We start from the raw sequence: 10465 nt of genomic DNA on the forward strand, positions 1-10465 counted from the left end.
GAAGAAGTTTATGGCCCAGGAAAAAGAAATAGAGAAAAAAAATCTGCTGACAGAAAAGGAATTTCAAACGCTTTGCAAGGCATTCTCCCTTAATGATGAAGATTTTTTATGGCAGGCAAATACATACTTTGATACATCTGGTTATAAATTGAGAGATAAAGGGGCAGCGCTTCGGATCCGCCAAAAAAAGAACCAGTATGAACTTACGTTAAAACAGCCGTCAACTCCTGGTTTGTTAGAAACAAACCAGGAGTTGACGGAAAAAGATGCCGAGGAAGCTATTCGTTCAGCCCGGATCCCTGCTGGTGAAGTAAAGGATCAGCTTAAAACGTCTGTACAAATTTCTGGTAATAACGTGCAGCCGCTGGGAACGCTGAAAACCAGACGAGCCCATGCTCCTTATAAATCGGGAATCTTGTTTTTAGATCATAGCGTTTACCTGGATACAGAAGATTATGAAATAGAAATAGAAGGTCCTTCTTCTGCTGAAGTAGAAGAATGGCTCGATGAGGTGTTACAGAAATACGATATTCCTTATCGAACAACCCCCAATAAAATAAAACGATTTTTCACAAGAAAAGAAGAAATGAATTAAATAAAGGGCAGAAAGTAGATTGCCGGCACGTACATTTTTTGGTATATTTTTCATATACGAACAGCTACATCACCTGGTCCGCTTTTAAATGCTAGGATTGGGTCGATCTCAACATTAACAAACTTCTACGAGGTGACAAGGTTGGCAATTTCTCCTTTGCTGCAGCTGCTAAGTCCAATGACAAATCATTCGTCGTTTTCTAGTATACACCCTTCATCCTTCGTTTCTGCTTTTCAGTCTTTTCTGGATGAAGAGATAAGCACTTCTGATTTAGGTTCAGAAGGGGCAGAAAGAAACACATCATCTTCCTTATTTCTATCTCCGGAAGCGGCTTCTCCATATTTTCAGAGAAAAAATGCTGGCTCCGTTTCGACAAGCGATCGTGCGATAAATCAAAAAAACGTACATTCTAACCAAATGTTCAGTGGCAAAACGAACGATTTTACTTCATTAATAGAATCTGCAGCCAATAAATACGGAGTAGATCCTAACTTGGTTCACGCTGTAATTCAACAAGAATCGGAGTTTAATCCAAATGCCAAAAGCCATGCTGGTGCAATGGGCCTGATGCAGCTTATGCCGGGAACAGCCCGTTATTTAGACGTGGACGACCCGTATGATCCTTCGCAAAACATTGAAGGCGGTACACGCTATCTCAAAGATATGCTTGACCGGTTTAATGGAGATACCTCCCTTGCCCTGGCCGCATATAATGCAGGCCCTGGCAATGTAGAACGTTACAACGGCATCCCTCCGTTCAAAGAAACACAAAACTATGTACCGAAAGTGATGAATAATTATCACTCTCTCGTATAATAAGAGCTGTCCTTCTAGGGCGGCTTTTTTTCGTGTGGGGAGATCCTCTGCGACAGGCCCTGTTTCTGATCATTTTACAATAATGGGGCCGCTGGCAGCTGTTATGGACCCTCGTTCCGTTGTTACCTTCTGTAACGCTGTGTTCCGTATATTTTGAAGCTAATAGCGCGGAACCTCAGTCCTCAAACACAGGTACACGGAAGAAAATCATGCAAATAATGGATCCTGGCTCCATACCTTAAATACTTTTTTGTTTTTTATTACGCTGAAGAAAAAAGAAAAAGAGAAAGAGAAAAGAACGAATACCAATCTTCCTTCATTTTAACTAAATATGGAAAACCAAATCATTTGCTGTTCTAAAACAGCGTTGCTACAATAAAAGATAAGCTGAACGCTTCACTATTTAGTTAAGAAAAGCGCAAGCACCCATGTTTTAAATGACGTTCGGCTAAAATTGAACTTCTACTAAATTCGCACACTTTGCCGCACAGAACGCGCTAATGTCGCCAACCCCACAGGATGTGGCGTTTTTGGCGACGAAAGTGAAACGTAGAAATCACCACTCCTGTGAAAATACGTCCCTGTGACGACGCCGAACTGGCTTGCCCTGGATAGGTTTACTTCTCCCGTTGTGATCAGGACGTTCATGTTTTTAGCAGAAGTTCCTATTAACTTGGGCCTCCGATAGGCTGGGTGCTGAAGCTAGACATCAAAGCGCAAAATTATATAGTTTCTTACCTTTATTCAGTTATATACTAAGGACTTCTTGGATGTATAATCCTTTTTTCTTGCATTTCTCTTGTTTAGCCGTTATCTTAAATCAAGTGTTTCCAAGAACAGTAACATAGGAAGAACGTGCAAAGAGAGGAGCACGAAGACATGGATGAACTAAAAGTACCTTTTGATGAGGTCGGCGGACATGAGATGATTGACCGACTCGTTGATGCATTTTATACAAATGTGAAAAACCACCCGGATCTTTATCCTATATTTCCGGATGACTTAACAGAAACAGCAAGAAAACAAAAACAGTTCCTTACTCAGTTTTTAGGCGGCCCTGCGCTGTATACAGAAGAACATGGCCACCCGCGATTACGAGCGAGACATCTTCCTTTTCCGATCACACCAACGAGAGCAAAAGCCTGGCTGCTTTGTATGGAACAGGCGATGGATGAAGTCGGACTGGAAGGACCGCCGCGGGAAGATTTTTTTCAGCGTTTAACATTTACAGCTCAGCATATGGTTAATACACCAGAAGAATAACTAGAAAGGAGTCTGGACCATTGATGAAGGAAGATAAACAGCTACATTGCGATGAGCAGCTGGGAATCTGCGGCCTTTCTCCTGAGGATGATACGACTAACCTGCATAACAAAAAAAAGCTCGAATTATATATATTTACGGATCCACTTTGCCCGGAATGCTGGGCTTTTGAACCAACGTTAAAGAAGCTGATGATTGAATACGGCCATTATTTTTCACTGCGCTTTTTTGTCGCAGCCGATATTGATACCTGGAACAAAACCGAAGCACGTCAGGTAAAAGAACAAAAAAGTTTAGCTGATTTGTACGAAGCTACAGCCAGTAGAACAGGCATGTCATGTGACGGAGATATCTGGCTGGAAAATCCTATTGAGTCGGCCTATGCTCCTTCCATTGCTATGAAAGCTGCAGAAATGCAAGGTCGTCAGCTTGCCAGTGTATTTTTCCGCCGGCTTCGGGAAATGTTATTTATTCATAAAAAAAATATAGCAGATGAAAAGATATTGATGGACTGTGCTCGTGATGTTGGATTGGATATGGAAGAGTTCCAAAAAGATATTCATTCTCATTGTGCTGTCAAAGCTCTTCAATGTGACATGAAAACCACGAAAGAAATGGAAGTGGACCGCGCACCGACTTTTGTATTTTTTAACGATTGTGTAGAAGACGGCGGTCTTAAAATTTCGGGCCTTTATCCATATGAAGTGTATATAGAGATTTTAAAAGAAATGCTTGGAGAAACGCCTGCTCCATCAAAAAAGATGGATCTTGAAAGCTTTCTGATACGATACGAATTTGTAGCAACAAAAGAAGTTGCCGTTGTCTATGACTGGAGTGAGCGTGAAGCAAATGCTCAGTTGAAAAAATTAGTGCTGCAGCGCAAAATAGAACGTGTCCCCGTTAAATATGGCACCTTTTGGCGCTATATTGGAGATTAAATACGAATACCCTTGTCCCTCCCCTAATAAACATGGTTAGTATAGCAGCCATCGTTTTAGCAGAGGAGGGTATTTATTTTGAAAAAAATAATTACAGGTATCCTATGTATTATTATCAGCTTTTGTCTATTTGTGTTAGGACTATTGAAATTTCTGCCTGTATTTATCGGCAGTTTGCTGTTGTTTTTATCTACGTTTTTCACCGTCCTTTTTTTCAGCGAAAGACGGCGGTTTAAAGGGTTTCATTTATAGAGATCTTCAAAATAAAGAAAAGCCCGATTTGCGAACGAAATGTCCGCAAATCGGGCTTTTTTCTATTGCTCTAACAATTGTTCCATTTCTTCCAACGTTTGTTCAAACAACTTCATTGCTTCTTCAACCGGCGCAGAAGAGGTCATATCCACGCCTGCTTTTTTCAGCACTTCAATCGGATAATCAGAGCTTCCGGACTTAAGAAATTCCAAGTAGCGCTCGACAGCAGGCTCTCCTTCTTCGAGAATCTGTCTGGACAGGGCTGCGGCTGCACTATAGCCGGTCGCATATTGATACACATAAAAATTCATATAAAAATGTGGAATTCGCGACCATTCGAGCGAAATATCATCGTCTACGGTCATATCCTCTCCAAAATATTTTTCATTGAGGGCATAATATTCTTTTTCTAACAAGTCAGGGGTAAGTGCTTCTCCGACTTCCGCTTTTTCATGAATCAACTGCTCAAATTCAGCAAACATCGTTTGACGGAATACCGTGCCCCGGAAACCTTCGAGAAAGTGATTTAACAAATACATTTTCTTTTTCTTATCCTCGGTCGTTTTTAACAAATAATCATTAAGCAGTGCTTCATTCACTGTCGAAGCTACTTCTGCTACAAAAATCGTGTAATCGGAATAGGTAAACGGCTGATGCTTTCGGCTGAAATAGCTGTGCATCGAATGACCGAGCTCATGAGCGAGCGTAAACATATTGTTCACATTATCCTGCCAGTTCATTAAGATATAAGGCATGGTCCCGTATGCTCCGGAAGAGTAGGCACCACTTCTTTTCCCTTCGTTTTCATACACATCAATCCAGCGGCTTTTATATCCCTCTTCTACTGTCTTAACATACTCTTCTCCAAGAGGCTCTATCCCCTTAAGAACCATTTGCTGTGCTTCGTCATAGTTTATTTTCATATCTACGTCTTTTACAAGCGGCGTATATAAATCATAGTTGTGGATTTCATCGAGCTCCAGCACTTGCTTTCGCAGGCGAACATATCGATGCAGCAGATGGAGGTGATCATTAACTGTGTCTACCAGCTGGTCATAAACGATTTCGGGTATGTGATTTTTACTGAGTGCTGCCTGCCGGGCTGTATCATATTTTCGTACATTCGCATTAAACAAGTTCTTTTTTACCTGCCCGCTAAGCGTACTGGCAAACGTATTCCGAAACTTTTTATAAGTGCCGTATACAGCTTCAAAAGCATCTTTGCGTACGCGCCGGTCATCACTTTCAAAAAAACGCAGAATTCTGCCGTGGGTGACTTGCACCTCTTCCCCGTTCTCATTTTTAATGGTTGGAAATTTAATATCAGCATTGTTCAGCATTCCAAAGGTGCTGCCAGGATTGGCTGTAACTTCTGAGACCTGGGCTAGTATTGACTCTTCTGATTCGTTTAAAATGTGAGGTCGCTGTTCATTTATTTCATTTAAAGCATGCTGATACAGTTTTAAATCATTATGTTCTTTTAAAAATTGATCCAGCTTCTCTTCTGGTATCGATAATATTTCAGGGACGATAAAGGCCATTTTCTGTCCTAGTTTGGCCGCAAGGCCCGATGCTCTGTCTTCAAGCCCCTGGTAAAACGAATTTCCTGTATCCTGATCATAGCGCATATGCGCATAAGTAAATAAACGTCCAAACCGTTCCGCAATTTCATCCTGCTTCTTCAGAGCCTGATAAAGAGTATCTGCTGACTCTCCCAGCTTGCCTTTAAATGAGGTAAGAGATGGGAGCAAATCTTTTACTTCTTTAAATTCTTTTTCCCACTCTTCATCGGTTGCAAAAATATCTTCTAAATCCCATGTCCATTCCTTTGACACTTCTTCTCTTTTTGGCAATTGCTTGGTTGCCTGATCACTCATGGAAACACCTCCAATTGTTACTGCCAATTTTACCGAATAACCCCAGTAAACACCAATAATTAATCTAATGTTCCTTTGTAAAATATGTTGCTGCTCCACTTTTTATCCATGTGAAACGCATCTTCTAATGAAAGAGGCAGGATTATATTATTTATTTTTTTCCACCCGCTCCCAGTATTAGTTAAAATCCCTATATGTTTAAGCAGTTCTAAATAAAAATATACAGCTTTTTCGATTGGAGAAGAAAGGAAAGGCAAATCCCGAATCATAAAAGTATTATCGTACAGAAGCGGCTCAAGCGCTTCGATCACCATCCGAAGAGAAAAACGCTGATAAAGAGGGAGTTTAGGGAGAAAACAAAGCAATAACCAGCTTTGCCAAATATAAGGCGGCGTCCGGAATATTTCCATGCTTAAAATCGGCCAGCCTGCTTCAGCAGGAAAAAATGGAAGGTCCGATCGATATCCGGCAAATACTTGCCTTATATATGTTTTATCCGGCTTTCCTCTCCATTGGCTGGAAGAAAAGCGCCACGTTTTCTTTTGATGCAGCCAATCAGAATTCCATACAACTGGACCATTTACTGTAGGTGGGAGGTTTACGATATGTTCAACAGGTGAATCAAACACAGGCAGGGAATATACATCAGCATAAAGGAAAGATGCTGAGGGCATTGCACGAGGAAATAAATAATAAAAAGAAGCCGCAGCAGGACATAAGTAAATCAAAGCATGACGGGAATCGATATTACGCTCACGCAGCCCTGTCCATTCAAAGGATTGCACAGAAAATCGGCCTTTTCCTTTTTGGCGTAAACGTTGAAGAGAATAAATCCAAATAGGCATAACTTCGATGGATAAATAATCACTGCTGCGCTGGAGGGCTTCTTCTGTAGAAATAGATGAACATTGAAATTCGAGAGCAAAGGTTTGGGTTTTCCAGGTAAACAATAAATCAGCTTTACGGTTGATGGAGGGGAGAAAGGCTTCAAGGATTGGAGAAAAGCCTTTGGTTGTTAACCATTCATAAAGGACTGATTTTCCATGGAGATGCTCTTCGGTTTCCGGCTCTGATTGAGAGAAACAATTGGTTTTGTTTTGATGAGCAAAATGCCAGCGGCGGATGGTTCCTTTTTTTAATACTACACGCTCTGAACAAGCCGGACAGAAAAAGGGGGATTTATCATCTACGAGGAATGGATCATGAGGGCGGCTTAGCAGTGATATGATTTGACCGCTTTTTGTTATTGCTGTAAACATGTCAGCCTCCTTTCATACAATATATTCTGCATGTTTTTCTCCCTTCCTCTTTTTTGCATTAGAAAAACTCGGCTTATCGCGTTTTAAAGGAACCGCCTAAGTTAAAGGAACTTCTGCCTGTAGTTTTGCTTATATGGTTTACCAATAAAAATTTTACTTTCCTAACAGTACAGAATACAAAAAACCAGCCCCATCACGGAGCCGGCCGCTTGTTTTTTATATTAGGAAAAATTTTCTCGCAGGGTCTGCAGCCCATTAGATGATACGACTGATTTACCATACTCACGAATACGGAAGATTGATACATCTGATTCTTCTCCATATTCTAGCACGTGACTAACCATATCATCTTGCTCATCTTCGGTGTAGTGATTATCAAACATCAAGTAGAGGTAATAATTCCCCTCAAAATGATAAACTTCATTTTGAACATTGTCTGCATAAAACGCTTTGCTCAGAGCAAGCAGGTCTTCTAAATCAGCAAAGGATATCACAATTTCGAGTTCTTCAGCATCTTGACTTCCATTAGATTGACGAGATTTCTGAGAAGAGCGGAATTGTTCATCCAGCATATCGACGATGTTGTCATCTACAGGCATGTCTTCCCCTTTATTTTGGGACACAGGAATTTCAAGCTTTACATTGCCATCTGAAATCTGGCCTCGAGTCACAACAATTTCCATGCCGTTATCCATCGCTTGAACCTGAATCCATAATGGACCTTCAATTTCAAAGTCTTCACGATCATGCGCTTCATTAATCATTTCGAAAAACAGTTCTTCTCCTCGTTCGCGGTTGTACCAAATCTCATCCCGGTCAAATCCTCTGTCTTCAATATCTTTGTAAGTGATATAAAATTTGACCGTTGACTCATTAATTCTCTCGATTTCCACGATTTTCTCCCTCCTTTGAAGGTAAGGTGGATACCGCTTCCTAGTTCTCTCTCTTTATTAAGATCATACCCTTGGACGGGCAACTATAATCTTATCTTCGGTATTACTATTATTGTATACGATAAGAATAAGGTTGTTAAGGACCAATGCTCATCCCGCCGATGATTTTATGAGGGAGCGGAGCGTCTGAAAGAGAAAACGCGGTCAATCCTGCTATTAAAAACTAATTTTCAAGGAAAGAATACAAGTTGTCAAGGAATAAACACAACTTATTACCCTTACCTTAAACAAAAAATGAATGTTTTATCCTATCTTATGATACCAATAAAAGAATAACAAGCGTAAAGCATTAAAAAAAGATAAAAAAACAGAAAAACTTCTACTGCTTACAAAAAGTAGAAGTTTTTATATTTCAATGGGATTAATTTTAATTAACCAGCTTTTGAGCTTCCATTAAATTAAATGTGCGGACTTTTCGTGGGAGAAACCGGCGGATTTCAGCTTCATTATACCCTACCTGCAAGCGTTTCTCATCAAAAATAATCGGGCGGCGAAGCAATCCCGGATGTTCACTGATCAACTCAAACAGCCGCTGAAGCGGAAGGTTTTCGAGTTCAACATCTAATTCCTGGAAGACTTTCGAGCGTTTTGACACAATTTCATCAGTTCCGTCTTCTGTTAGCCTGATGATTTCTTTTACTTCTTGTACACTTAATGGTTCAGTAAAAATATTACGCTCTTCAAAAGGAATATTTTGTTCCTCAAGCCACGCTTTCGCTTTTCGGCAAGAGGTGCAGCTTGGGGATGTTAGCAAAGTAACCATATGGATTAATCTCTCCCTTCCTATTCATGCAAACGCATTGATGGAACGATCTATCTTCATTACTTAACACCCATCTTCGTTACAACTATAATTATACAATAATTATTCTAATTTGAAAAGAGTTTTCAAAAATGATTATTATAAAAAAAGGAACTATTTCATTCCTGATTTTCCCCTATGGAAATGAGGTTAACCGCCTAATAAAATAGTCTTTATTAAATGTTATTCGGTATATGTTTTCTCATTCCTTCTTTGTGCAATGATAAAACCTCTTTTCTGACTGAAAATGTGAAAAAATTGTGACGAAATTAAAATGAAGAAGGTGCTGAGCATACAGAAAATCCACAGCAGCAGGAAAGTGACCGAGCAAAACGTAGTCACGGACATGAGATGCGTTATTTCTATAAAATCAGGGCAAAATAAAGTTCATGCGGACACGGATTCCGTTATTTGCTAAAAATGAAGCACAATACACTGTTGAATGACATAATAACGGAATGATTGTCGATGAACGCACTATAGAAATAAAAGGGAGCTATCCCAATCATGTGATGGGACAGCTGTGTACCTGTCATGCAGATGTTTTAGAAGAAGTCGCTGATCCATTATTTGGATTCGGAAGTTTATTCCAGTCTTTTAAGTTTTTCCGAAGCAGCTCTTTTAAAACTTCCCGTTTTTTCTTGTGCTTATGCTTTTCTTTGTTTTTCATGATTTACCCTCCTTCAGGTAAGAACTCATTACTTTTTTTGAAAAGCAAGTGAATTAAGCTTCTTCCTTTTCGTTATACGATAAGACCTCATCCACATTTTGATATGATTGGCCGTATAGTTCTTTATCTTTATACGTATGAATATTTTTATACGTGTGCTTCATTTTTTCATAAATACTTTCTTCCGATTCGTTTTCTGGAGACCAGTACAAAATTTCCAGTTTGTTTTCTTCATTGGTCGCAAGAGATTTTCTCGTATATCCAATGGATGAGGCGTGTTTAAATCCTGCCCGCTGATAAAACCTCAAACGTTTTTCCGTATCGGTGTCTTCATAATCGAGCGGTTCTACTTCTAAAATAATCGGCTTCCTTTTTGTTTTAAGCTGGTCTATAATTTTCTGGCCCAGCCCCTGGCCGCGTGATTCTTTTGAAACAAAGAGGTAATCGATAAAGATAAAATCTTCTGTTTCTACATACATCACTACATGGTGAGGCCCCTCATCTTTGTGGTATACATCGCCTTTTTCTTCTAGTAAAAGCTCCATATGCTCTTTTGATTTCATCTCTTCTACCGGAAAATATTGACTTAATTTTTCGTACCAGTTTGTTCTAGTCATGGGAACCTCCGTTAATGTCTTTCTTCTATTATAAAACGAATGCCTCTCGTTTGTAACTCTTATTCTTTCTAATCATGCTTGATCTCGAGAAATTATTTATTATTAGCTTTACCTGTGCAGTTTATTTGCATGCAGAGGTTTATCTATTTCACAATAAGTAAGGGGGCTGTATCAAAAGCCTCTAAACTGAAAAGCCATGGACGCCATCCAAGAAGATGGTGACCATGGCTTTTTTTGTAGATGTTTATGCTGCTTGCTTCTTTTGGCGGCGTTTCGCCGCCGCCACTTTTCTCATGTTGTGAGCCAGGGCTACCCAGCCGAACTCCACGTGGACTTTTTCCAGCCCTCGCAGGAGGAATCGCTGGTACCCGAGGTTTTGTTTGACATGACCAAATACACTCTCCACGTCCGTTTTTCGGCGCG

Annotated in this window: 11 protein-coding genes and 1 pseudogene; 5 read left to right on the top strand and 7 right to left on the bottom strand. The window is 40.1% G+C overall.

The window, feature by feature from the left end:
- Positions 1-10: 10 nt before the first annotated feature.
- The 5 genes from ACE1TI_RS18345 (at position 11) to ACE1TI_RS18365 (ending at position 3864) form a co-directional block, all read left to right on the top strand.
- Positions 11-595: a CYTH domain-containing protein gene (locus ACE1TI_RS18345; protein WP_375008993.1), complete on the top strand. Its 585-nt coding sequence runs from the start codon at positions 11-13 to the stop codon at positions 593-595.
- 141 nt (positions 596-736) lie between these two features.
- Positions 737-1411, top strand: a complete 675-nt coding sequence (locus ACE1TI_RS18350; RefSeq protein ID WP_375008994.1) for a lytic transglycosylase domain-containing protein — start codon at positions 737-739, stop codon at positions 1409-1411.
- Between the two features lie 879 nt (positions 1412-2290).
- Positions 2291-2674, top strand: a complete 384-nt coding sequence (locus ACE1TI_RS18355; RefSeq protein ID WP_375008995.1) for a globin domain-containing protein — start codon at positions 2291-2293, stop codon at positions 2672-2674.
- A 23-nt stretch (positions 2675-2697) separates the two neighbouring features.
- Entirely contained in the window at positions 2698-3612 is a 915-nt protein-coding gene (locus ACE1TI_RS18360) for a ClpXP adapter SpxH family protein (protein WP_375009003.1), read from the top strand.
- Positions 3613-3690: 78 nt separating this feature from the next.
- The gene (locus ACE1TI_RS18365; RefSeq protein ID WP_375008996.1) at positions 3691-3864 is read left to right on the top strand and encodes a hypothetical protein; all 174 of its coding nucleotides are present in this window, start codon (positions 3691-3693) and stop codon (positions 3862-3864) included.
- 62 nt (positions 3865-3926) lie between these two features.
- Here ACE1TI_RS18365 and pepF read toward each other — a convergent pair whose 3' ends face one another.
- The 7 genes and pseudogenes from pepF to ACE1TI_RS18400 all read right to left on the bottom strand — a co-directional run.
- Positions 3927-5741 carry an oligoendopeptidase F gene (gene pepF / locus ACE1TI_RS18370; RefSeq protein WP_375008997.1) on the bottom strand — a complete coding sequence of 605 codons (1815 nt, stop codon included), beginning with the start codon at positions 5739-5741 and terminating at the stop codon, positions 3927-3929.
- A gap of 59 nt (positions 5742-5800) precedes the next feature.
- Entirely contained in the window at positions 5801-7000 is a 1200-nt protein-coding gene (locus ACE1TI_RS18375) for a competence protein CoiA (RefSeq protein ID WP_375008998.1), read from the bottom strand.
- Positions 7001-7221: 221 nt separating this feature from the next.
- Positions 7222-7893 carry an adaptor protein MecA gene (gene mecA / locus ACE1TI_RS18380; protein ID WP_375008999.1) on the bottom strand — a complete coding sequence of 224 codons (672 nt, stop codon included), beginning with the start codon at positions 7891-7893 and terminating at the stop codon, positions 7222-7224.
- A gap of 427 nt (positions 7894-8320) precedes the next feature.
- Positions 8321-8716, bottom strand: a complete 396-nt coding sequence (gene spxA, locus ACE1TI_RS18385; protein ID WP_375009000.1) for a transcriptional regulator SpxA — start codon at positions 8714-8716, stop codon at positions 8321-8323.
- A gap of 571 nt (positions 8717-9287) precedes the next feature.
- Positions 9288-9425: a hypothetical protein gene (locus tag ACE1TI_RS18390; RefSeq protein WP_375009001.1), complete on the bottom strand. Its 138-nt coding sequence runs from the start codon at positions 9423-9425 to the stop codon at positions 9288-9290.
- A 53-nt stretch (positions 9426-9478) separates the two neighbouring features.
- Positions 9479-10042: a GNAT family N-acetyltransferase gene (locus ACE1TI_RS18395; protein WP_375009002.1), complete on the bottom strand. Its 564-nt coding sequence runs from the start codon at positions 10040-10042 to the stop codon at positions 9479-9481.
- Between the two features lie 256 nt (positions 10043-10298).
- Positions 10299-10465, bottom strand: a pseudogene (locus ACE1TI_RS18400) (transposase); the annotation flags it as partial.

This window comes from Alteribacillus sp. JSM 102045 (genome assembly GCF_041949975.1).
Classification (GTDB): Bacteria; Bacillota; Bacilli; order Bacillales; family Marinococcaceae; genus Alteribacillus.